A 22,651-nucleotide genomic window follows, 5' to 3' on the forward strand; every position below is an offset into this window, starting at 1 on the left:
AATTTCGTGCAAATTGAAATACTCGGTCCGGTGCGCGTCAGCGCTGCGGAGAGGAGCAGCGACATCCGGGCCGGCAAGGTCCGGTCCATGCTCGCGACCCTCGCCCTCCGGGCGGGGCGGGCGGTATCGCACATGGAGCTCGTCGACGAGCTGTGGTGCGGTTCGCCCCTCGGCAATCCCCGGAACGCCTTGCAGGCGCAGGCGACCAGGGTGCGCAAGGTACTGGAAGCACACACTCCGATGCACCGCACGACCGTTCTGCGGTCCATCCCGAACGGCTATCTGCTGGACGTGCCGGCGGAATGCGTCGACGCCAACAGGTTCCTCGATCTCGCCTCTCGCGGCGGAGCCGCGCTGACCACCGACCCCGAGCGGGCGGCGAGATTGCTCGAAACCGGTCTGCGGCTGTGGCGCGGCCCGGCACTGTTCGACGCCGGGGAGGGGCTGCGGTGCGCGAGCGCCGCGACCCTCTTCGAAGAGCGCCGGCTGACCGCGTGGGAGGACCTGGTGAGCGCCCGCCTGGTGCTGGGGCACAACACCCAGGTGATCGCCGAACTCCAGCAGCTCGTCGCCCAGCACCCGCTCCACGAGCGGTTCTGCGAGCTGCTGATGCTCGCGCTGTACCGGTCGGGGCGGCAGAGCGAGGCCCTGGAGCGGTTCCGGCTCACCCGGAAGCGGCTGGACGAGCAGCTGGGCATCCAGCCGGGTGCCGGGCTCCAGCGCCGGCACGCCGAGATCCTCGCCCAGGATCCCGGGCTGGCCCAGCCGGGCGCCCTGGCGCCTGACCGGCGGGTCACCACGGGCGTGTGAGTTCCGGTGTCCGGGCATTCCGCCGGGCCCTGACCGATGTGGTTCTCGCCGTTGCGGCGGGCACATTTCCTCGGCCGCAACGGCGGGAACCACGAAGTCGCAACCCCGCGGGGCCGCACCACATCCTTCGCCCGGCCGTCGCTTCCGGCCGGCCGAGAACACCTGGAGTCGTTCCGACATGCACTCCGAGTTCGACGCGCGCGGTGCCGTCGGCACCGCGCGCGCACCACAGGACGAACCGATCGCGATCGTCGGCATCGCGGCGCTCTACCCGGGCGTACGGGGAGCCGACGCCTTCTGGAGGTCCCTGACCGAACCACCGCCGCCGCCCGGGGCCGGGGCCCCGTCGCTCGCGGACATCGAGGTCGACGTCGCGCAGTTCGGCATTCCGCCCGCCCAGGCCGGCGCGCTGACGCAGATGCAGCTGCTGATGCTGGAGGCGGCCCGGGAGTGCCTGGAGGACGCCAAGGCCGGCGACCGGACGCTGCAAGCCGAGCGGACGGACGTGGTGGCGGGGGTGTGCGCGGGCCTCGACCGGCAGTACGCCAACGCCCTGCGCGTCGAGAGCAGCCGGTACGCCCGCGAGCTGGAACGGGCCATGACCGCACCCGAGTTCGGCGGCTCGGCCCGTACGGCCGCCCAGGCCGCCGACGAGCTGCGCACCGCCCTGGTGCGGCGCCTGGGGGCGTCGCCGCACGACCGGGTCGGGGAGATGGCCAGCACCATCCCGGCCCGGATCGCGGGCGCCTTCAAGCTGCGGGGCCGCACGCTGGCCCTGGAGTCGGCCGACGCGACGTCGTTCCTCGCGCTCGCGCACGCTCTGGACAGCCTGCGCGGCGGTCTGTCGGAGGCGGTGCTGGTGGTCACGGGCCAGCGCGAGGAGGGCCCGTTCCTGCGGGCGGCGCTCGCGGCGAAGGGCCTCATCGCCGCGCAGACACGGCCGTTCGCCGCGGACGGCGACGGCTTCGCGCTCGGCGAGGGCGTGGGCGCGCTGCTGCTCAAGCGGCTGCCGTCCGCCGTCCGCGACGGGGACCGCGTCTACGCGACCGTTCGCGGCTGCGCGGTGCGCCACGAGGGGCGCCCGGGCGTGTTCCGATACTCCACGTCCGTGGAGCGGCGCGCCGGAGCGGCCCGCGCCGCGCTGGACTCCTGCGGCGCGTCGCCGGAGTCCGTCGGCTATGTGGAGTGCGGCGGCTACGGCGTGGCGCACGAGACGCGCGCCGAACTCGACGCGCTGGCGGCGGTGTACGCGGGGGCCGGTCCCGGCACCGTGGTCGTGGGCAGCGTGCGCGACCGGCTCGGGCACACCTTCGCCAACGCGGGCCTGGCGAGCGTCACCAAGGCGGCGCTGGCCCTGTACCACCGGCGCCTGCCGGCCCAGCTCCCGCCGGAGCCGGGGCCGGGGCCGGAGCCGGGCCCCGCGTTCCGCACGCTGCCGGAGCCGCGGAAGTGGCTCCGGGAGGCGGGCGCAGGGCCGCGCCGGGCCGCGGTCAGCGGCGCGTCGCTGACCGGCACGCTCTGCCACCTGATCCTGGAGGAGCACGACCCGGACGCCGCCGCGCCGGCTGCGGAACGTCCGCGTACGGCTCGTGTCTCCGCCGCGCTCCCCGCCACGCTCTCCGCCGCGCCGGAGCCCATCGCGATCGTGGGCTACGGAGGCCGCTTCGGGGACGCGCCCGACGCCGACGCCTTCCGGGCCGCCATGCTCACCGGCGAGGACCGCATCGGGCCGCTGCCGGAGTCCCTCCTCGACCGCGAGCTCTACTACGAGCCCGGCAAGCTGAGCCTCACCCGCAGCTACACCGACCAGGGCTCGCCCCTGGAGGTGCCGGAGCAGCCCCCGGAAGGGCTGCGCATCCCGCCGCGCCGCTGGGCCGTCATGGACGCCGCGCAACGCGTGGCCCTGTCCGTGGCGGGCGAGTTGCTGGCGCGCCGCGGCCCGGCGGCCGCGGCGCTGCGCGGGCCGGGCCTGGTCGCGACGGGCACCAACCTGAGCCTGGCCCGGGAGCGGCGCGCGGCCGCGGGGCTGGCCCTGGGCGAGGTCGAGTCGGCCGTCGGCGGGCTCGCCGCGCTCGGCCGGCTGGATCCGACCGAGACGGCGACGCTGCTCGACCTGGTCCGCGAGCGGTACGCGCCGGAGCCGGGCCCGCGCGGGCCGGAGGACCTCGACGGCGCCCTGGCCGGCGGCGTCGCGGCCGTGATCGCCAATGAGTACGGCCTGGACGCCGTGCCGCTGGGGATCGAGGCGGCGTGCGCGTCGTCGCTCGCCGCGCTGGACGTGGCGGTGGGACGGCTGCGCTCCGGCAGCGTGGACTACGCGCTGGCGGGCGGCGTCGAACTGCCCTGCAACGCCCGCGACATGGTGCTGTGCTCGGCGCTGGGGCTGCTCTCGCACGGGCGGATCACCCCCTTCGACGCCGCGGCGGACGGCTTCACGCCGGGCGACGGCTGCGCCCTGTTCCTGCTCAAGCGCTACGCGGACGCCCGCCGCGACGGGGACGCGATCCACGGCCTGCTGTGCGGGATCGGCGCGTCGAACGACGCGAAGTCCCTGATCGCCCCGGACGCGGACGGGCAGGTGCGGGCGATGCGCCAGGCGTTCGGGCAGGCGGGCTTCGACCCGGCCGACGTGGGCTACCTGGAGGCGCACGGCACGGGCACCCGCGTGGGCGACCGGGTCGAGATCGCCGCGGTCGCGCGGGTGTACGCGAGCCCGCACCGGCGGCGGCCGCTGGAAATCGGCTCCGCCAAGTCGTTCTTCGGCCACACCTTCGCTGCGGCGGGCGCCGCCGGGCTGCTGCGCGCCCTGCACGCCCTGCGGACCGGGGTGCTGCCGGCCAACGCGGGCCTCACCACCGTCAATCCGGAGCTGGAGCTGGACCGCGTGCCCGCGCGCGTGTCCACGGCCTCGCGGCCGTGGGAGTCCGCGCCCGGGCGGCCGCGCCGCGCGGGCGTCAGCTCCTTCGGTACCGGCGGCATCAACTATCACGTGCTGATCGAGGAACACCTGGACGGGCCACGATGAACTTCGACTTCGACACCGAGACCGCGGAGATGCGCGACATGGTCGTGCGCTTCGCCCGGCGCGACCTCGGCGGCGGCACGGCGGCGCACGACCCGGAGGACTTCCGGCGCCGCTGGCAGCTCGCGGGCAAGCAGGGCCTCACCGGCGCGAGCGTGCCCGCCGCGTACGGCGGCAGCGGGCTGGGCGCCGTCACGACCGCGGCGCTGATGGAGGCCCTCGGCTACGGGTGCGCCGACCAGGGCTTCGCGTTCTCCGTCGCCGCGCACCTGTTCGCGGCCGTCATGCCGATCACCGAGTTCGGCACCGAGGAGCAGAAACAGCGCTGGCTGCCGCCCCTCGCCTCGGGCGAGGCGATCGCCGCGCACGCCATCACCGAGCCCGCCGCCGGCTCCGACGCCCTGAACCTGCGAACGCGCGCCGTGCGCGAGGGCGACGCGTACGTGCTGAACGGCAGCAAGTGCTTCACCACCAACTCCCCCGTGGCCGACGTGTTCGTGCTCCAGGCGGCGACGTCGCCCGGGGGCGGCTTCTTCGGCCTGACGACCTTCGTCCTGGCGGCGGGCACGCCCGGCCTGACGGTGGGCCCGCGCTACGACAAGGTGGGCCTGCAGGGCTCGCCGATGGCCGACGTGTACCTCACGGACTGCGTGGTGCCGGCCGCGGACGTCCTCGGCGAGGAAGGCTCCGGCGCGGGCATCTTCTCCTCGTCGATGAAGTGGGAGCGCACGTGCCTGTTCGCCACCTACCTCGGGGCGATGCAGCGCGTACTGGAATCCACCATGGAACACGCCCGGGAGCGCGAGCAGTTCGGCCGGGCCATCGGCGGCTTCCAGGCCGTCAGCCACCGCATCGTCGACATGACGGTGCGGCTGGAGTCGGCCAGGCTGATGCTCTACAAGGCCGCGAGCGGGCTCGACGCGGGCAGCGACGACGAGATCGCGCCCGCGCTGGCGAAGCTCGCGGTGAGCGAGGCGGCCGTACAGCTCGGGCTGGATGCCGTGCAGCTGCGCGGCGCGCTCGGCATCCTCGGCGGCGAAGCCGAGACGTTCCTGCGGGACGCCCTGCCCTCCCGCGTCTTCTCCGGCACCAACGAGATCCAGAAGAACAATGTCGCCCGTGCACTGGGCCTGGGCGGCCGGCACTCCGGAAAGCGCCGGCAGCGGTGAACCACACGGGAATACAGAAAGGACTTCCGGCATCGTGGACCTGATTGTGCACCGAATTCGGCTCCGCCCCGGCGTCACGCCCGGCCGTTTCGAAAAGTGGGTGCGGGAGACCGACTACGCGACCTGTCCGGAACTCCCGAGCGTGCTGTCATTCAGCGTGCAGCGGGTTTCCGGGGATCCGTCCGCACCGGTCCACTTCTTCGAAGTCATCGGAGTGCGCAGCCGGGCCGAGTTCGCGCGGGACACCACCAGCAGCACCTTCGCCCGGCTGGTCGCGGATTTCGGGGAAATGGCCGAGGTGGTGGACGAACTCGCCGGGGTGCGCGTGGAGCCCGGATACCGTGCCGCCGTGGGCTGACGGGCTCCGCGCGGCGGCGCCCGCGGCGTCAGGGGCTGCGCTCCGCCTGCCGCTCCATGGCGTCGATCAGGCCCGTCTCGTAGGCGATGGCGACCGCCCGGGCGCGGGTCCCGGCGTCCAGCTTCCGCAGGACGTGGTGGACGTGGGAGCGGACCGTCGCGTTGGAGATGGAGAGCTTCTCGGCGATCTCCGCGTTGGACCGGCCCTGCGCGAGCAGCAGCATCACCTCGGCCTCGCGCGGGGTCAGGGCGCCGGCCGGCGGCGGGGCGGGGACGGGGGGCTGTCCGGTGCGGAGCTGGTCGAGCGCCTTGCGGGCGGTCAGCGGCGCGACGATGGCGTCGACCTCGATGACCGTCTTGATCATGCGGATGAGCTCCTCCGGCGGGTCCTCCAGGGAGAGCACGGCACGGACGCCGATGCGCAGCGCCTCGAAGGCCCTGGGCGTGGTGTCGGGCCGGGCGAGCAGGATGACCTTCGCCATCCGCGAGAGTTCGGCGAGTTCGTGGGTGTCGTCGATGCTGAGCGCCGGGGCCACGACGACAATGGCGTCCGGCGCCATCTCCTTGGCGGCCGCCACCGTGCTGCGCACGGATGTTTTCGTCTGTGCTTCCAGGCCGTGCTGGCCCAGCAGTGCCTGCATACCTGCGCCCAGGATGAGCTTGTCGCAGCACAGCAGTATGCGCATACTCATCGAGCCTGCTTCCAGTAAACGGAACGGTTCCGAACGGAGTCGCTTCGGGGAGCAGGCGCTATTGTGGCCGACGGGGTAGAGGGGGTGAAGAGCGCCCGAGTCCCCCCGACGGCGTAGCGATGGCTGATTGACGTCATCTCCGTGGCCCACGGCTTCCCCCTGAACGTCTCACCCGACTGTACGCCAGCGGCAACTGACGACCGGGCATCCCGCCAGGTTTTGGCGGGAATCTGTCACGGTAAAGACGGCGGCAAGGGAGCAGTATCCCCGGCCCCGCGGCGTACGCGATCCGGGCCTGGCCGGAATGTTCCGATGCATTCCCGCCCCCGGTTCAGACCGTGCGGTGCTCCGCGGCGCCGAGACACCGGGGCGCCGGCGGGAAGGCCGTACGGGGCCGGCCCACGCGGCTGACGAAGAAGAGCCTGCCGGGAAGGCCCAGTTGCTCCTGGAGCGCCGTGCGCAGGGTGTCGTGCTGCATGACGACGCTCATCGGGTGCAGGGCGAGACCGGCGGCTGCCGCGTACAGCCAGTAGTCGGCGATGCGGGCGCCGCCCCGGAAGGCGTCGGCGACCCCCGGAGACTCGTCCGCGAAGTGCATGAGGACGACGGCGGGGGTGCGCCGGACCTCGGCGGCCAGTCCCCCCGCGAGCGAGCGGTCATAACCGAACCGGCACAGGAATTTCATCACCGGCGGGGCGAGCGCGATCCGTTTGGCAAGCCGCTGCCGGGCCGACATCGGTCCGAAAAGCTGCGCCGCGGAGAAGCCGTCGCCGTGCGCGCGCACCGCCGCCGGGCTCCACCGGATGTAGGAGTGGGTTTCGCGCCAGGCGGCCGGGTGGCTGAAATCAATGCCTCCGTGGTGGGCGAGGAACTCGGCGAATATGCCGCGTTCATGCATCTCCGTCAGATGCCGGACGGCGACCGGACGGCCACCAGCGGGCGGGTGGCGCGCGAGGTCGCGGAGCAGTGCCGGGGCGAGCGGCTCGTCGTCGTACGGGCCGCGGTTGGTGTGGCGGGCGCGGGCCGCGGCGTCCAGGGCGGCGAGGTTCTCGGCCGCCTCGCCGGTGCGGCGCAGCGCGGCCGTCCACAGCAGCGACCAGTCGCGGGGCCAGGGGCCGCCGGGCAGGCGGGAGTCCGCGGCTCCCCCGGCTTCGTGGGCCCGTTCCCGGACGAGCGCCCAGCCCTGCGCGGCGAGGGCCCGGCAGAGCATGCGCCAGTACGCGGCGCAGCTCAGCCGCATCTCCAGGGTGTGGGCGGGCAGGGCGGTGAGGCTGCGCCGGCGGTCGACGGCGAGCGCGAGGTAGACGGTGGAGCCGTCGTCGGGGCAGCCGAGCAGGTCGGCGGCGGCGCGCCGCGCGGGCCGGCTCTCCAGGCGGGCGAGCGCCCACGGCTGGCAGTTGTGCGAGGAGGGGCTGAGGGCGGCGATCCCGGTGGCGCGGCGCAGCGCTTCGGGGAAGGACTCGCCGAGGCCGGGGGTCCGGGGGGCGGTGGGTGTCATGGATTCGCTCATCACGTCCATACCAGGGCGAGGAAGTATCCGTCGATGCACCGGGCCCAGCCGTGCAGCGGGCCTTCGCCCGCCGGGGGCGCGTGGTGCAGGAGTCCGGGGCCGGGCCGCCACGTGAAGCCGTGGTCGTGGCGCCAGGTGTGCAGGGCGACTTCGCGGGGGTCGACGCGCAGGCCGAATCCGTAGTGCTTGAGCACGGCCTCCTTGCAGGCCCAGCGCAGCGGCAGGGGCATGGTGGCGAGGCGGCGGCGGTCGGGGTCGGCGTGGGCGGCGGCGCGGTGGTCGTCGGCGGTCAGCAGCTCGGTGAGCATCGGCGGCATGCTGCGCCGGCGCTCCAGGTCGATGCCTACGGGGCGCGGGCCGCACACGGCGACGGCGAAGTCCCCGGAGTGCGAGAGGCCCACGTCGACGGGGGCGTTGACGACGGGCCGTCCGGCGCGCGGTCCGTGCGCGACGGCGCCGACGCGGACGTCGCGGGTGCGGCCGGCCCGGCGCCCGTGCCGCCGGGCGTGGGCGAGGACGCCGTGCTTGAGGGCGAGGCGGCCGGCGAGCCACTCGTAGCGGCGCCCCGGCAGGCGCAGGCCCGCGGCGTGCGCGGCCTCGTCGCCGGTCAGGTGCCGGGCTTCGAGCGCGGCGCGTACGGTGTCGCCCCGGGCGCGCAGCCAGGCGATCGAGACGACGGCCGCGGTGAGCCCGCCGTCGAGCGGCGCGAGGTGCAGCGGGCGGGCGGGGTCGAGGGTCAGGGCCTCGCCGGCGGGCCGGCCGGCGCGGGGGCGCGGCGGGGCCGGGGCGAGGGCGTCAGCGGTCGACATCGGGCGGCAGGAGGAAGGGGTACGGGCGGCGGCGGATCTTGAGGTGCCAGGCGCGGTCGGCCTTGCGCAGCCGCTGGATGAGCTCCCACATCGCGGCGTCGCCCTTGTAGTACTCGGCGACCTCCTCGGCGGTGAGGGCCGGCTCGATGCGGGCGTTGGCCTGTTCGAGGAAGCCGGGGACGAGGGCGGCCAGCTTCTCCTTGTGGAGGTTGCCGAGGAAGTCGAGGACGACGCCGCGGGGTGTGTAGAACTTGTCGAAGATGGACTTGGCCATAGCGATGCGGACGGCGTCGCGCAGGAGCAGGGGCAGTGAGGTGAAGAACAGCCGGACGTCGAGGAGTTCGCGGCCGCGGGCGTCACGCATGAGGGGCGAGGTGACGTCGAGGTAGACGAGGTCCCCGTCGAGGTCGATCCAGTTGGAGGCCTGGGCGTCCAGGCCCAGGGACGGGGAGACGGCGCCGTGCACGGTGCCGAGGAAGCGGGCGAAGAAGTCCTCGGCCCAGTCGCGGCCCTCGGTGTGCAGGAGGTGGGAGACGAGCCGTTTGACGGGCAGGGTCTCCTGGACGCAGTAGCCGACAGTCTTCCCGGGGGGCAGGGCGGTGTCCCACAGGCGGGTCTCGGCGACGTGGACGCCCGCGGCGGCGAGGCGGTCCGTGTACTGGCCGAGGGTGCGCCCGTAGGCCTCGTAGCGCTTGCGGCTGTCGAAGACGGGGAGCCGCTTGCACGCGAACGCGCCGCGTTCGGTCTCCAGGGCGAGGACGAGGGTGACTTCGCCGTAGCCGAGGACGGTCAGCCCGCGGGGGTCGCCTGCGGCGAGCGCGCGACGGACCTGCTGTTCGAGTTCCCGGAGGTCGTCCTCCGGGACGGTCAGTGTCATGGCCGGGCCTGCCTTCCGTGTCGGTAGCGGTCATCGCGCATTCCGCCGGGCCCTCGCCGCGGGGGTTTCCCGCCGTGGCGGCGGGCACTTTTCCCCTGCCGGAGCCGGCGGCTCTTCTTCCGCCGCGCGGGTCTCCCCCGCTGACGGCGGGCCTCCGCCGAAGCCGGCCGGTCCCCTCCCGCCGCAACGGCGATCTGCCACGACGGCGTGGGTCCGGCGGAATCCGTGCCGGCCGGCACCGCCGCGTAGACGGGATCCGCCGGAAACGGCATCACGCCGCTCGAAAAACGAGCGCCGCGTTCTGGCCGCCGAAGCCGAACGACGTGGACAGCGCCGCGTCGATGGACGCCTTGCGCGGGGCGCCCGCGACGACGTCCAGTTCGACGCCGGGGTCCAGCCGTTCGAGGTTGGCCGTGGGCGGTACGAGGGAGCGTTCGAGGGCCAGGACGGTCAGGGCGGCCTCGATCGCGCCCGCGGCGCCGAGCGTGTGCCCGAGGACGCCCTTGGTGGAGGTGACCGCCGCACCGTCGCCGAGGGCGCGGCGCAGCGTCGCGGCCTCGACCGCGTCGTTGAGGCGCGTCGACGTGCCGTGGGCGTTGACGTGCCCGATGTCGCCGGGCGCCGCGCCCGCCTGGCGGAGCGCGGTGCGGACGGCCGCGAGGACGGCCCTGCCCTCGGGTTCGGGCGCGGTGAGGTGGTGGGCGTCGGCGGAGGCCCCGTAGCCCGCGAGGAGGGAGCGCACCCGGGCGCCGCGGGCGCGGGCGTCGGCCTCCCGCTCCAGGACGAGGATGCCGCTGCCCTCGCCGATGACGAAGCCGTCGCGGTCCGCGTCGAAGGGCCGGGACGCGGCGGCGGGTTCGCCGAGCCTGCGCGAGAGCGCGCCCATCTGCGCGAAGCCGGTGACCATGAGCGGGCTGACGCCGGCCTCCGCGCCGCCCGCGACGACGATGTCGCAGGCGTCCTCGCGGAGCAGCTGCGCCGCGGTGCCGAGGGCGGTGGCGCCGGAGGAACAGGCCGTGGCGGTGACGAAGTTGGGGCCGGTCGCGCCGAGGTCGATGGCGAGGTTGCCGGCGGCCATGTTGGGCACGAGCATCGGGACGAGGAGCGCGGAGACCTTGCCGGGCCCGTGCTCCAGCATCCGGCGGTGCTGTTCCTCCCAGGTGCTGACGCCGCCGAGGCCGCAGCCGACGACGACGCCGACGCGCGCGCCGTCCCAGTGCCGCGGGTCGAGCCCGGCGTCGGCGACGGCCTCGCGGGCGGCGACGATGGCGAGCTGGGTGAAGCGGTCGTGCATCAGGATGCTGCGGCGGCCGACGTGCCGGGCGGGGTCCAGGCCGGGGACGGTGCAGGAGATGTCGACCGGGAGCCCGTCCAGGGCGGGGTTGCGGGCGGCCGCGGAGACACCCGCGCACACCCCGTCCCAGGTCGCCTCGGTGCCGATGCCGGCCGCGGTGACCAGGCCGAGGCCGGTGACGGCGACGGGGGCCGCGGGCCGCACGGCCGCCCCGCCGCCCGCGGCCGCCCCGGCTGTCGCGGCGCTCACGACGCCGTGGCCGCGATCTGATCCGTGATCACCTTCACCACGGTGGCGATGGTGTCGGTCGGCGCGGCGGCGTCCTCGCCGATCTTCACCTGGAACTCGGACTCGATGACGAGGAGGAGTTCCACGAGGAACAGCGAGTCCATCTCCAGTTCTTCGAAGGTCACGTCCGGTCCGATGGTGCCGCGGTCCACCGCGAAGCGGTCGACCAGCAGGTCCACCAGCTTGTCGTAGACAGGGCTCATGGTGCGTCCGCCTTTCGTGTGCGTGCACGCCGTCAGGCGCGGTGTGCCGGTCAGTCTGGACGGCCGCGCTGACGGGGGGCTGACGGATGCCTGACCCCGCCGCGGGTCAGCCATCCGTCAGCGTCCGGTCAGCCCGGGTGAGCAGACTCGGCACGCCGGAGCCGTTCCGGCTGTCCTCATCGGAGGAGCGCTCGCGTGGTTTGCTTCCGTCCCAGCCGCACATCTTCCGGGAATGCCGAGCACGGGCACCGGCGCCGCGGCGGTGCCCGGTGACGCCGGCGGCCGTCGTGGCCGGCGTGGGCAGCGCGCTGCCGCCGGTGCCCGTGACCAACGCGGAGCTGGTGGCCGCGCTGGACACGTCCGACGAGTGGATCCGCTCCCGTACGGGCATAAGGCAGCGCTACTTCGCCCCGGACTCCATGGCCACCTCCGACCTGGCGGCGGGGGCCGGCGCGAAGGCGCTGAAGTCCGCGGGCGGCCTGCCCGTCGACACGGTCGTCGTGGCCACCACCACGCCCGACCGGACGTGCCCGGCGACCGCGCCCACCGTGGCGGCCAAGCTGGGCCTCGGCCACGTCGCCGCGTACGACGTCGCCGCCGTGTGCTCGGGCTTCGTCTACGCCCTGGCGACCGCGGCGGGGCTCATCGCGTGCGGCGCCTCCGCAGGGGCCCTGGTCATCGGCGCGGAGACGTTCTCCCGGATCCTCGACCCGGCCGACCGCTCCACCGCGGTGATCTTCGGGGACGGGGCCGGGGCGCTGGTCCTGCGGCCCGGCACGGAGGGCGAGCCCGGCGCGGTCGGCCCGTTCGACCTGGGCAGCGACGGCGAGGGCCTGGAGCTGATCACGGTGCCGGCCGGCGGCTCCGAGCGGCGCCCGCACGCCCCGGACGCGGCGGACCACTACTTCAGGATGCAGGGCAAGCAGGTCTTCCGGCTCGCCGTGCAGCGCATGAGCGCCTCGGCGCGCACCGTGCTCGCCCGCGCCGGCTGGCGGGTCGCGGACGTCGACCGCCTCGTCAGCCACCAGGCCAACCACAGAATCACCGCCCGCCTGGCCGACGAGCTGGGCGTTCCGCGGGAGCGCTGCGCCGGCAACATCGCCGAGGTCGGCAACACGGCCGCGGCCTCCATTCCCCTGGCCCTCGACCACGCCCACGCCGACGGGACGCTGCGGCCCGGGGCCCGGCTGCTGCTGACCGCCTTCGGCGGCGGCCTCACCTGGGGGGCGACGGTGCTCACCTGGCCCGCCCTCGACCGCGACTGACGGCAAGGAAAGCGATGACCCCTCAGAAACTGATCACCGACTACATCGTCGAGGTCTGGATGGACGGCGACGCCGACGGGCTGGAGCCGGACACCCCCATCGACGAGCTGAACATCATCGACTCGGCGGGCGTCTTCGACCTGGTCCACTTCTTGCAGCAGGAGTTCCGGATCACCGTCCCGCTGCGGCAGATCTCCCTGGCGAACTTCCGTTCCGTCAACGCGATCTCGGACCTCGTCGGCCGGCTTCAGACAGGCGAAGGGACGGCCTCCGCATGACGCACCTCATGGACGGCCCGCAGGACACCGTGCGCATCCACCGCAAGGTCGTGGAGATCGTCGCGGAGCGGACCCTGTACGACGAGGCCCACCTGCTGCCCGACAGCCACTTCGAGGGCGACCTCGGCATCGACTCGGTGACCCTGGAGTCGATCCTGGTGTCGGTCGGCGAGCAGTTCGGCATCGCCGGGCGGCTGCCCGGCGACGTCACCACGATCCGCGAGCTCGTCGCCCGCGTCGAGGCGGCGCTGGGCCTGCCCTCCGCGACGGCGGAAGAGGCGGCCCCGGCCGGGCCGGAGGGCACGGACGCCGTGCTGGAGGCGGTGATCGCCGGGGCCGTGCGGCAGACGCAGTACCAGCGCGGCCGGCTGGCCCTCGACGCCGACTTCGAGAGCGAGCTCGGCATCGACTCCGTCATCCTCACCTCGCTGGTCGCCGAGGCCGCGCGGGAGCTGGGCCTGCCGGAGACCGTGGTGGGCACCGTCACCGCGAAGACCCTGCGCGGCCTGGCCGCCGAGCTGGCCGCCCTGCGGACCCCGGCGGACGGGCGGCCCGCGGCGGCCGGCGACGGCGCCCGGGACGGCGCCTGGGACGGCCGCTCGATGAAGGACTTCACCGAGCTGCGCGACCCCGACCTGTTCGCCAAGGCCCGCGGCTTCGGGACGTACCGGCGCGGGCGCGAGGAGGAGCGGCTGTACTGGTACGGCATGCCGCTGGTCTCCCGCTGCGAGAACCGGGCCGTCATCTACGACGAACTGGAGGGCCGCGAGCGCGAGTTCCTCATGTTCGCCTCGAACAACTACCTGGGCCTCGCCAACCACCCGCGCGTCGTCGACGCCGTGTGCGACGCGACCCGCACCTACGGTTCCACGCACACCGGCTCCCGCTTCATCGGCGGCACCAACATGCTGCACAAGGAGCTGGAGCGGCGCCTGGCCGCCTTCAAGCGGCGCCCGGCCGCGATCGTCTACCCCGGCGGCTACGCGGCCAACCTCGGCGCCATCTCGGGCCTGGTCAAGAGCTACGACACGCTCGTCGTCGACAAGCTCAACCACATGAGCATCGTCGACGGCGGCCGGCTGTCGGGCGGCATCCGCCGGATCTACCGGCACAACGACATGGAGGACCTGGAGCAGGTGCTGCGGCGCGGCGCGGAGCGGGGCGCGGGCGCGGGCGGCGGCACGCTGATCGTGGCCGACGGCGTGTTCAGCATGCACGGCGACATCTGCGACCTGCCGGAGATCGTGCGGCTGGCCAAGACGTACGGCGCCCGCGTGATGATCGACGACGCGCACGCGACCGGCGTCCTCGGCACGCGCGGCTCCGGCACGGCCGAGCACTTCGGGCTCAAGGGCGAGGTCGACCTCGAACTCGGCACCATGAGCAAGTCCCTCGCCGGCATGGGCGGCTTCGTCGTCGGCGAGGAGGAGGTCGTCGAGTACCTGCGCTACTACTCGAACTCGTACGTCTTCGCCGCCAACATCCCCGCCGGGATCGCGGCCGGGCTGATCGCCTCGATCGACGTCATCGAGTCCGAGCCGGAGCGCCTCAAGCGGCTGTGGGCCAACATCACCACGCTCCGGGACGGGCTCCGCAAGGCGGGCTTCGACCTGGAGCGCACCGAGAGCGCCATCCTCCCCATCGTCATCGGGGACGAGCGCAAGGCCATGGAGATGGGCCGCGCCGTGCGGGCGCGCGGCCTGTTCTGCCAGACCGTGGTCTACCCGGGCGTGCCGCTCGGCGACGCCCGCCTGCGGGTCAGCGTCACCTGCGAGCACACGCCGCAGGACCTGGAGCTCGCCACCGGGATCTTCATCGAGTCAGCGACGGAGACCGGCGTCCTGCCGCGATCCGCATGAGCGAGGAAGTGCACACCACCATGCACACCACTACGGGAGCCTTCAGCGCGGGCGTGGTCCAGCTGCGGCGGGACTTCCCCGCCGGGCAGGCCGGACGGCCCGCCTTCACCGGCGGACACCCCCTCACCTACGGCGAGTTCACCGCCGCCGTCGACGCACTCACCTGCCGCCTCCTCGACCTCGGGGTGCGGGCCGGCGACCGGATCGCCGTCTGGACGGACAAGCGGCCGCGCTACGCCGAGGCGATCGTGGCCGCGGTGCAGGCGGGCTGCGCGTACGTACCCCTGGACGGCGGGCAGCCGGCGGGCCGGGTCGAGACGATCCTCCAGGACGCGGAGCCGGTCGTGCTGTTCACCGACCGGCGGCGGCTGGAGCAGCTCGCGGGCCGCACGCTGCCCGCCTCCCTGGAGGCCGTCGTCACGACGGACGAGGCACCGGAAGGGCCCGGGGAGCCGGTGGGGGACGTCTGCGGCGTGCCCGTCCACACCTGGGAGGACTTCGGGCGGGTCCGGGCCGGCCGGGTGACGATCCTGCCCGCGCTCCAGCCCTCCGACCTGGCGGCGATCCTCTACACCTCGGGGTCGACCGGCGTGCCCAAGGGCGTCCGCATCTCCCACCGGAACCTGGCCAACTTCGTCGGCTGGGCCCGTACCGAGCTCGACGTGGGACCCGGCGACGTCTTCGCCAACCACGCGTCGTTCAACTTCGACCTCAGCACCTTCGACCTGTTCGTCGCCCTGTCCGTCGGCGCCGCGGTGTGGATCGTGCCGGACGCCGCCGCCCGCGACGTGACCGCACTGGCCGCGGGCATCCACGAGCACGGGGTCACCGTCTGGTACTCGGTGCCCTCCGTCCTGCACCTCCTCACCGCGTCCGGCCTGCTCACCCCCGCCGTCACCCGGAGCCTGCGCTACGTCCTCTTCGCCGGCGAGGTCTTCCCGATCCCGCAGCTGCGCGCCCTCGCGGACCGGCTGCCCGCCGGCACCGCCCTGTACAACCTGTACGGGCCGACCGAGACCAACGTCTGCACCTACCACCGGGTGCGCCCCGAGGACCTCCTGCGCGACACGCCGGTGCCCATCGGGGCGCCGATCACGGGCGCCCGCGTCAGCGTCGTCGTGGACGGCCGGGCCGTCCGCGTGCCCGGCGCGATCGGCGAACTCGTCGTCGAAGGCGACTGCGTGACCCCCGGCTACTGGCGGCGCCCCGACGAGCCCGCCGCCGCCTTCCACTGCCAGGGCCGCCACCCCACCGGCGACCTCGTCAGCTACGAGGACGGGCAGCTCGTCTACCGCGGCCGCAAGGACCGCATGGTCAAGCTCAGCGGCTACCGCGTCGAACTCGGCGAGATCGAGGCCGCGGTGCTCACCCACCCCGCCGTCGCCGAGGCCGCGGTCGTGGTGAAGGCGGACCCGCAGGAGGGCTCCTCCGGCCGCATCGCCCTCTACTACACGCTGCGCCCCGGCGCGGCCCGGCCCGGCCTGGTGCGGCTCAAGCAGCACTGCGCCCGCCTCCTGCCCCGCTACATGCTGCCGCACACGGCGACCTGCCTGGACCGGCTCCCGCACAACGCCAACGGCAAGACCGACTACCGGCGCCTTGACCACGAGGCGGCGCAGCCCACCGCAGAGCCCGCAGGCGCTGCCGGCAAATGACGGAGAACATCTTGAGTCGAGGACCGATCGGGAAGCTCTGGCCGGGCGGCGAACCGGAGACCGTGGCCGCGCTGCTCCGGAGCCGCGCCGACCGCACGCCGGACGCGCTCGCCTACCGCTTTCTCCCCGGTACCGACGACGCGAGCGAGTCGTGGAGCTACGGGGAACTGGACCTGCGCGCCCGCACCGTCGCGGGGCGGCTGCTGCGCGAGAACCTGCACGGGCGGCCCGTGCTGCTCCTCCACCCTCCGGGGCTGGACTACATCGCCGCCTTCTTCGGCTGCCTGTACGCCGGCGCGATCGCCGTGCCCGCCTACCCGCCGGACAGCGCGCGCTTCGGCCAGACCATGCCGCGGCTCGCGGCCATCGCGCGGGACTCCGGGGCCACGCACGCCTACACCACCGCCGACGTCCGCGACGCGGCCCGCGCCGAGCCCGCCGGCATCGAAGCGCTCGGCCTGACCGGGCTGACGTGGCTGACCGCGGACGACCTCGCGCCCGGGGACGCCGGCGCCTGGCAGGACCCCGGCACGGACGGTGACGCGCTCGCCTTCCTGCAATACACCTCCGGGTCGACCGCCGACCCCAAGGGCGTCATGGTCAGCAACACCAACCTCGTCCGCAACCTGCGCTCGATCCATCTGCGCCTGGAGCACGACGAGGACTCCGGGATGGTCTCCTGGCTGCCGCCGTACCACGACATGGGGCTCATCGGTGGCATCCTCACCCCGCTCTACGGCGGCTTCCCCGCCCACCTGATGGCACCCGCGACGTTCGTCCGGCGGCCGCTGCTGTGGCTCGACACGCTGTCGCGGACCCGCGCGTCGACCAGCGTCGCGCCCAACTTCGGCTTCGAGCAGTGCCTGCGCCGCATCACCGACGAGCAGCGCGACGCGCTCGACCTGCGGCACTGGCGGCTCGCCCTCAACGGCGCCGAGCCCGTACGGGCGGAGACCCTGGAGCGCTTCGCCGAACGCTTCGCCCCCTGCGGCTTCGACCGGCGGGCGCTGCTGCCCTGCTACGGACTGGCCGAGGGCACCCTGATGGTCACCGGCATCGGCGCCGCGGAGCCGCCCGTCCTCGGCTCCTTCGACGCCGCGGCCCTCGCCCGCGGCGAGGCGCGGCCCGCCGGGGACGGCACGGAGCGGGTGGCCCGGGTCGTGGGCTGCGGCGCGCCCGTGCCGGACGTCGAGGTCGCCGTGGTCGACGCCGGGAGCCGCCGCCGGGCGGAGGACGGCCGCGTGGGCGAGATCTGGGTGGCCGGGCCGAACGTGGCCGGCGGCTACTGGGGCCGGCCGGCGGCCACGGACGCGTCGTTCCGCGCGCGCATCGCCGACGACGGCCCCACCCCGTATCTCCGCACCGGTGACCTGGGCTTCCTGCGGGACGGCCGGCTGTACGTGGTGGGCCGCACCAAGGACGTCGTCATCGTGCAGGGCCGCAACCACTACCCGCACGACGTCGAACTGACCGCGGAGAAGGCGACGGACGCGGTCCGCGCGGGCTGCGGCGCCGCCTTCGGCATCGCCACGGAGCAGGGCGAACAGCTCGCGCTGGCCTACGAGTTCGGCAGCGGGGACCCCGCCGCGGCGCTGGCCGCGCTGCGGACGGCGATCGCCGAGGAGCACCAGGTCGCGCCGCACACCGTCGTCCTCCTCAAGCGGTCGACAGTGCCCAAGACCACCAGCGGCAAGATCCAGCGCCAGGCGTGCCGGGCGGCCCTGACGGGCTTCGGGCTGACGGTGGTGGCGGCCAGCGTGGTCCGCGACGACCCGGGCCCCGCGCCGAAGGCCCGCCCGGGCCGCGAGCAGGTGGCGGAGGCGGTCGCGCGCGTGCTCGGCACGGACGACATCACCGACCGCGGCTTCGCCGAACTGGGCCTGGACTACGCGGGCCTCCTGGACGCGGTGGCCACCCTGGAGCAGGAGTTCGGCGTACGGATCCCGGTGGGCGAGCTGCTGGTGCGCCCGCGGGCGGAGACGCTGGTCGGGCTGCTGCTCGGGGAGGGCACGCCCGCGGACGGGGCCGGCGAAAGCGGGCCCGCGGCGCGGCCCGGCCGCAGTGCGCTCGCACCGCCCCGCGCCGCCGGCATCGAGGCCTGGCTGGCCTCGCGGATCGCTGAGCGGCTCGGGCTTCAGGCGTCCGCCGTCGACCGGGACCTGCCCTTCACCTCCCTCGGGCTCGACTCCCGGCAGGCCGTGGCCGTCGCCGCCGAGCTCGGCGGCTGGCTGGGCCGCGACCTGCCCGCCGGGCTGGTCTTCGAGCACCCGTCCGTCCGCGCCGTGGCCGCCCGTCTCGGGGCGGAGGCGCGGCCGCAGCCCACGTCCTCCCCCGCCGCGCACGCTCCCGCGGCCGGCGAGCCCGTCGCGATCGTCGGCATGGGCTGCCGCTTCCCGGGCGCGCCCGACGTGGACAGCTACTGGCGGCTCCTGCTGGACGGCCGCGACGCCGTCGGCGAGGTGCCGCGCGACCGCTGGGACCCCGAGCTCGTGGAGGCGCCCCGGCACGGCGGCTTCCTGGACCGCGTCGACGCCTTCGACGCCCGGTTCTTCGGGATCTCGGCGCGCGAGGCGGAACGCATGGACCCGCAGCAGCGGCTGCTGCTGGAGGTCGCGTGGCAGACGTTCGAGGACGCCCACGTCACGCCGGCGCGCCTCGCGGGCAGCGAGACGGGCGTGTTCGTCGGCATCAGCAGCCACGACTACGCGGATCTCCAGATGCCGCACCTGTCCGCCGTGGACGTCTACTCGGCGACCGGCAACGCCCAGTCGGTGGCGGCGAACCGGCTCTCGTACCACTTCGACCTGGCCGGGCCGAGCCTCGCCGTGGACACGGCGTGCTCGTCGTCGCTCGCCGCCGTCCACATGGCCTGCCAGAGCCTGCGCGCCGGCGAGTGCCGCACCGCGCTGGCCGGCGGGGTGAACCTCCTGATCACGCCCGGCCTGTCGGTGGCGTTCGCGCAGGGCGGCATGCTGTCGGCGGACGGCCGCTGCCGGACGTTCGACGACGCGGCCGACGGCTACGTGCGCGGCGAGGGCGCCGGGCTGGTGTACCTCAAGCCGCTGTCCGCGGCGCTGGCCGACGGCGACCGCGTCCACGCGGTGATCCGCGGCTCGGCCGTGGGGCACGGCGGGCGCAGCAACGGTCTGACGGCGCCGAAGGGCTCGGCCCAGCGGACGGTGATGGCGCGGGCTCTGGAGCGGTCGGGCCTCGCGGCCTCCGCGGTGGGCTACGTCGAGGCGCACGGCACGGGCACGGCGCTCGGCGACCCGATCGAGTGGGAGGCGCTGGCGGCGGTCTACGGGCGGGGCCGGCCGGCGCAGGAGCCGTGCGTGGTGGGCTCGGTGAAGACGAACATCGGCCACCTGGAGGCGGCCGCGGGGATCGCCGGGCTCATCAAAGCGGCGCTGGTCGCCAAGTTCCGTCAGGTGCCGCCGTCGCTGCACCTGACGACGCCGAACCGGGGCCTGGACCGAGAAGGGGCCGGGCTGGAGGTGGCCACGGACCGCCGTCCGCTGCCCGTGGAGGACGTGGCGCGGGCCGGGGTGAGCTCGTTCGGGTTCGGCGGCGCCAACGCGCACGTCGTCCTGGAGGCCGCGCCGGACGTGCCGCCCGCCCCGGCGAGCACGGTACGGCGGCCGCGGCACGCGCTGTGCCTGTCGGGGCACACGCCCACCGCGCTGGCCGCGCTCGCCCGCCAGTACCGCACGCACCTCGCGGCCCGCCCGGACGCGGACCTGCGGGAGGTGTGCCACTCGGCGAACACCGGGCGGGCGCACCTCGCCCACCGCGCCGTCGTCACGGGCGCGTCGGCCGCGGATCTGGACGGCGCGCTGGACGACCTGGTCCGGGACCGGGCCTCGACGGCGGCGGTGCGGGGTCACGTGCTGGGCCGGCCCGAGCCGAAGGTGGCGTTCCTCTTCGGCGGCCAGGGCACCCAGTACACGGGCATGGCGCGGGAGCTGTACGGCACGCACGAGGCGTTCACACGGACCCTCGACCGTGCCGCGGCCGTGCTGGACCCGCTGCTCGGCACCCCGCTGACGCGCCTGCTCTTCGACGAGGAGGGCGCCGAGCGGCTGCGTGACACGCGGTACTGCCAGGCGGCGCTGGTCGCCCTGGAGGCCGCGCTGGCCGAGGCGTGGACGTCGCTGGGCGTGCGCCCGGCGGCCGTGCTGGGGCACAGCGCGGGCGCGATCGCCGCGGCGGCCGTCGCCGGTGCGCTGTCCCTGGAGGACGCTTTGGCACTGGCCGCGGAGCGCGGCCGGCTCATGGCCGGGCAGCCCGGCGACGGCGCGATGATCGCGTGCATCGGCGACCCGGGCGCGGTCCGCGAGGTGGCCGGGGGCTTCGCCTCGGTCGCGGTCGCGGCGGTCAACACCGGTGACCACACCGTGTTGTCGGGCGCGGCCGCGGACATCGCCGCGGCGGGCGAGACCCTGCGCGGGCGCGGCCTGACCGTACGGCCGCTGGTCGTCTCGCACGCCTTCCACTCGCCGCTGATGGCGGGCGCGGCGGACCCGCTGCGGGAGGCCGCCGCCCGGATCGCGTGCGCGGAGCCCGCCGTGCCCTGGGTCTCCGACGCCACGGGAGAGCTCACCGGCCGCCCGGACGGCGACTACTGGCGTGCTCACCTGCTCGGCACGGTGCGCTTCGCCGACGGCTTCGCGGCGCTGCGCCGGCTCGGCTGCGACGCGTTCGTGGAGATCGGCCCGCACCCGACGCTGCTCAACCTGGGCCGCTCCATGACGGCGGCCGAGCCCGGCGCGGCGGACGGCCCGGCGCCGCTGTGGCTGCCGTCGCTGCGGCGCGGCGGCGACGCGTGGGAGTCGCTCCTGCAATCCCTGGGCCGGCTGCACTGCGCGGGCGGCGCCGTGGACTGGGGCGCCCTCGACGGCGCGGACCGCCCGCGGCGCGTCCCGGTGCCGCACGCGGTCTTCGAGCGGGAGTCGTACTGGTTCACGGCCCCGGCCGCGAGCAGTGCGCACCGCCCCGCCGTGACGGGCCCCGCCTCCCCCGCGCCCGCGGCGCGGGAGCCGTACGCCTCCGCGGCCGCCGCCGGGCCGGGCGTCGAGGGCAGCGTCCTCGGCCACATCGCGCGGATCTGCGGCTTCCCCGCCGAGCAGATCCCGCCGTACGCCCGCCTCGGCGTGGACCTGGGCTTCGACTCGCTGATGCGGACCGATCTGCAACGCAGCATCGCCGCCCAATTCCCCGATCGGATGGACGAATTGCAACGTGACCTTCCCGAGGACCCGACGGTGCGGGACCTGGTGGACCGGCTGGCCGACGGCGGCGGACCCGTACCGCCGGCGCCTGCCGCCCCCGCCGCCGCGCCGGCCGTTCCGCCCCTGGTGCCGCAGCCCGCGCGGCCGGCGGTGAAGCAGGAGTACGCGTTCGAGGAGTGGGCCGAGTACGCCGAGCTCCAGGGGCGGCTGCGGCAGGCCCGGTCGGGCGGCTCGAACCCGTACGGCCGCTCGCACGAGGGCTTCAACTCCGCCGAGGCGACGATCGGCGGCCGCAAGGTCGTCAACTTCGCCGCCTTCAACTACCTGGCGCTCTCGGGCCATCCGCAGGTGCGGCAGGCCGCCAAGGAGGCCATCGACCAGTACGGTACGTCGGCGTCGGCGACCCCGCTGCTGTTCGGCGAGACGCCCCTGCACCACGAGCTGGACGCGGAGATCGCCTCGTTCCTCGGCACGGAGGCGGCGATCGTCTTCGCGGGCGGCCACGCCACCAACGTGGCCACGGTGGGGCACCTCTTCGGCCCGGAGGACCTGATCGTCCACGACGAGTGGAGCCACGATTCCACCGTGCGCGGCTGCGTCCTGTCGGGCGCGCGGCGGCGGCCGTTCCCGCACAACGACTGGGAGGCCCTGGACCGGATCCTCACCGCGCTGCGCGGCCGGCACCGGCGGGCGCTGGTGGTGATCGAGGGCGCGTACAGCCAGGACGGCGACATCCCCGACCTGCCCCGGTTCATCGAGGTCAAGCAACGGCACGGCGCCATGCTGATGATCGACGAGGCGCACTCGGTGGGCGTGCTCGGGGCGACCGGGCGCGGCATCGGCGAGCACTTCCCCGTCGACCGGGCCGACGTGGACCTGTGGATGGGGACGCTCAGCAAGGCGCTCGGCAGCCTCGGCGGCTACATCGCGGCCCGCGAGCCGATCGTCGAGTACCTCCGCTTCACCGCTCCCCTGCACATCTTCAGCACCGGCATCTCGCCCGCGAACGCGGCGGCGGCCCTGGAGGCGATCCGGGTCGTGCGCAAGGAGCCGCAGCGCGTGGCCCGGCTGCGCGAGCTGTCGGACTTCTTCCGGGCCGGGGCCCGGGAGCGCGGCCTGGACATCGGGGTGTCCCGGGCGTCCGCCGTGATCCCGGTCATCACCGGCGACTGGGAGAAGACGATGGCGCTGTCGAACTCCCTGCTGGAGCGGGGCGTCAACGTGATGCCCATCGGCTATCCGGCGGTCGAGCGCGACAAGTGCCGCCTGCGCTTCTTCATCAACGTCGACCACGGCGAGACCGACCTCGAAAACTCCCTCGACCTTCTGGTGTGA

Annotated in this window: 15 protein-coding genes; 9 read left to right on the top strand and 6 right to left on the bottom strand. The window is 74.6% G+C overall.

Translation table 11 applies throughout. From position 1 onward, the window contains the following. Nucleotides 1–30: 30 nt before the first annotated feature. The 4 genes from D7231_RS28720 to D7231_RS28735 all read left to right on the top strand — a co-directional run bounded on the left by D7231_RS28720 (nucleotide 31) and on the right by D7231_RS28735 (nucleotide 5,359). Nucleotides 31–810, top strand: a complete 780-nt coding sequence (locus D7231_RS28720) for an AfsR/SARP family transcriptional regulator (RefSeq protein ID WP_324196729.1) — start codon at nucleotides 31–33, stop codon at nucleotides 808–810. A gap of 178 nt (nucleotides 811–988) precedes the next feature. Further along, entirely contained in the window at nucleotides 989–3,835 is a 2,847-nt protein-coding gene (locus tag D7231_RS28725; RefSeq protein WP_120758479.1) for a beta-ketoacyl [acyl carrier protein] synthase domain-containing protein, read from the top strand. Beyond that, a complete protein-coding gene (redW, locus tag D7231_RS28730; RefSeq protein ID WP_120758481.1) occupies nucleotides 3,832–5,001 on the top strand; it encodes an L-prolyl-[peptidyl-carrier protein] dehydrogenase in 1,170 nt (389 codons plus the stop codon). Before D7231_RS28725 ends, redW begins: the two co-directional genes overlap by 4 nt. 34 nt (nucleotides 5,002–5,035) lie before the next feature. Further along, nucleotides 5,036–5,359, top strand: coding sequence for a RedY protein (locus tag D7231_RS28735; RefSeq protein WP_120758482.1), 324 nt, complete (start codon nucleotides 5,036–5,038; stop codon nucleotides 5,357–5,359). Nucleotides 5,360–5,387: 28 nt separating this feature from the next. Here the strand turns inward: D7231_RS28735 and D7231_RS28740 are convergent, their stop codons facing one another. From D7231_RS28740 to D7231_RS28765, 6 genes are all read right to left on the bottom strand, one after another. Beyond that, nucleotides 5,388–6,050, bottom strand: coding sequence for a response regulator transcription factor (locus tag D7231_RS28740; RefSeq protein ID WP_120758484.1), 663 nt, complete (start codon nucleotides 6,048–6,050; stop codon nucleotides 5,388–5,390). Nucleotides 6,051–6,381: 331 nt separating this feature from the next. Then, the gene (locus D7231_RS28745; RefSeq protein WP_147449811.1) at nucleotides 6,382–7,548 is read right to left on the bottom strand and encodes a nitroreductase family protein; all 1,167 of its coding nucleotides are present in this window, start codon (nucleotides 7,546–7,548) and stop codon (nucleotides 6,382–6,384) included. Nucleotides 7,549–7,559: 11 nt separating this feature from the next. Further along, nucleotides 7,560–8,369 (bottom strand): 4'-phosphopantetheinyl transferase family protein, encoded by an 810-nt coding sequence (locus D7231_RS28750; protein WP_120758487.1) that lies wholly within the window; start codon nucleotides 8,367–8,369, stop codon nucleotides 7,560–7,562. Next, nucleotides 8,356–9,246: a DUF6206 family protein gene (locus D7231_RS28755; protein ID WP_120758488.1), complete on the bottom strand. Its 891-nt coding sequence runs from the start codon at nucleotides 9,244–9,246 to the stop codon at nucleotides 8,356–8,358. The genes D7231_RS28750 and D7231_RS28755 overlap by 14 nt, the downstream gene beginning before the upstream one ends. Nucleotides 9,247–9,517: 271 nt before the next feature. After that, the gene (locus D7231_RS28760; RefSeq protein WP_120758542.1) at nucleotides 9,518–10,744 is read right to left on the bottom strand and encodes a beta-ketoacyl-[acyl-carrier-protein] synthase family protein; all 1,227 of its coding nucleotides are present in this window, start codon (nucleotides 10,742–10,744) and stop codon (nucleotides 9,518–9,520) included. 41 nt (nucleotides 10,745–10,785) lie between these two features. Then, on the bottom strand, nucleotides 10,786–11,031 hold the full coding sequence (locus D7231_RS28765) for an acyl carrier protein (RefSeq protein WP_120758491.1): 246 nt from the start codon (nucleotides 11,029–11,031) through the stop codon (nucleotides 10,786–10,788). A 269-nt stretch (nucleotides 11,032–11,300) separates the two neighbouring features. Here D7231_RS28765 and D7231_RS28770 point away from each other — a divergent pair, with 269 nt between their 5' ends. From D7231_RS28770 to D7231_RS28790, 5 genes are read left to right on the top strand one after another with little or no spacing between them, the layout of a single operon-like run. Beyond that, nucleotides 11,301–12,296 (top strand): beta-ketoacyl-ACP synthase III, encoded by a 996-nt coding sequence (locus tag D7231_RS28770; RefSeq protein WP_120758493.1) that lies wholly within the window; start codon nucleotides 11,301–11,303, stop codon nucleotides 12,294–12,296. 14 nt (nucleotides 12,297–12,310) lie between these two features. After that, entirely contained in the window at nucleotides 12,311–12,574 is a 264-nt protein-coding gene (locus D7231_RS28775) for an acyl carrier protein (protein WP_120758495.1), read from the top strand. Then, a complete protein-coding gene (locus D7231_RS28780; protein ID WP_120758498.1) occupies nucleotides 12,571–14,433 on the top strand; it encodes an aminotransferase class I/II-fold pyridoxal phosphate-dependent enzyme in 1,863 nt (620 codons plus the stop codon). The genes D7231_RS28775 and D7231_RS28780 overlap by 4 nt, the downstream gene beginning before the upstream one ends. Beyond that, the gene (locus D7231_RS28785) at nucleotides 14,430–16,088 is read left to right on the top strand and encodes a D-alanine--poly(phosphoribitol) ligase (protein ID WP_241999968.1); all 1,659 of its coding nucleotides are present in this window, start codon (nucleotides 14,430–14,432) and stop codon (nucleotides 16,086–16,088) included. Before D7231_RS28780 ends, D7231_RS28785 begins: the two co-directional genes overlap by 4 nt. 11 nt (nucleotides 16,089–16,099) lie before the next feature. After that, nucleotides 16,100–22,651, top strand: coding sequence for a type I polyketide synthase (locus tag D7231_RS28790; RefSeq protein ID WP_241999969.1), 6,552 nt, complete (start codon nucleotides 16,100–16,102; stop codon nucleotides 22,649–22,651).

Origin of the sequence: Streptomyces klenkii (assembly GCF_003626645.1) — a bacterium.
Lineage (GTDB): Bacteria > Actinomycetota > Actinomycetes > Streptomycetales > Streptomycetaceae > Streptomyces > Streptomyces klenkii.

Coding starts and splice junctions, on each gene's coding strand:
- D7231_RS28725 (WP_120758479.1), top strand. CDS start 989: ATGCACTCCGAGTTCGACGCGCGCGGTGCCGTCGGCACCGCGCGCGCA.
- redW (WP_120758481.1), top strand. CDS start 3,832: ATGAACTTCGACTTCGACACCGAGACCGCGGAGATGCGCGACATGGTC.
- D7231_RS28740 (WP_120758484.1), bottom strand. CDS start 6,050: ATGAGTATGCGCATACTGCTGTGCTGCGACAAGCTCATCCTGGGCGCA.
- D7231_RS28745 (WP_147449811.1), bottom strand. CDS start 7,548: ATGACACCCACCGCCCCCCGGACCCCCGGCCTCGGCGAGTCCTTCCCC.
- D7231_RS28750 (WP_120758487.1), bottom strand. CDS start 8,369: ATGTCGACCGCTGACGCCCTCGCCCCGGCCCCGCCGCGCCCCCGCGCC.
- D7231_RS28755 (WP_120758488.1), bottom strand. CDS start 9,246: ATGACACTGACCGTCCCGGAGGACGACCTCCGGGAACTCGAACAGCAG.
- D7231_RS28765 (WP_120758491.1), bottom strand. CDS start 11,031: ATGAGCCCTGTCTACGACAAGCTGGTGGACCTGCTGGTCGACCGCTTC.
- D7231_RS28775 (WP_120758495.1), top strand. CDS start 12,311: ATGACCCCTCAGAAACTGATCACCGACTACATCGTCGAGGTCTGGATG.
- D7231_RS28780 (WP_120758498.1), top strand. CDS start 12,571: ATGACGCACCTCATGGACGGCCCGCAGGACACCGTGCGCATCCACCGC.
- D7231_RS28785 (WP_241999968.1), top strand. CDS start 14,430: ATGAGCGAGGAAGTGCACACCACCATGCACACCACTACGGGAGCCTTC.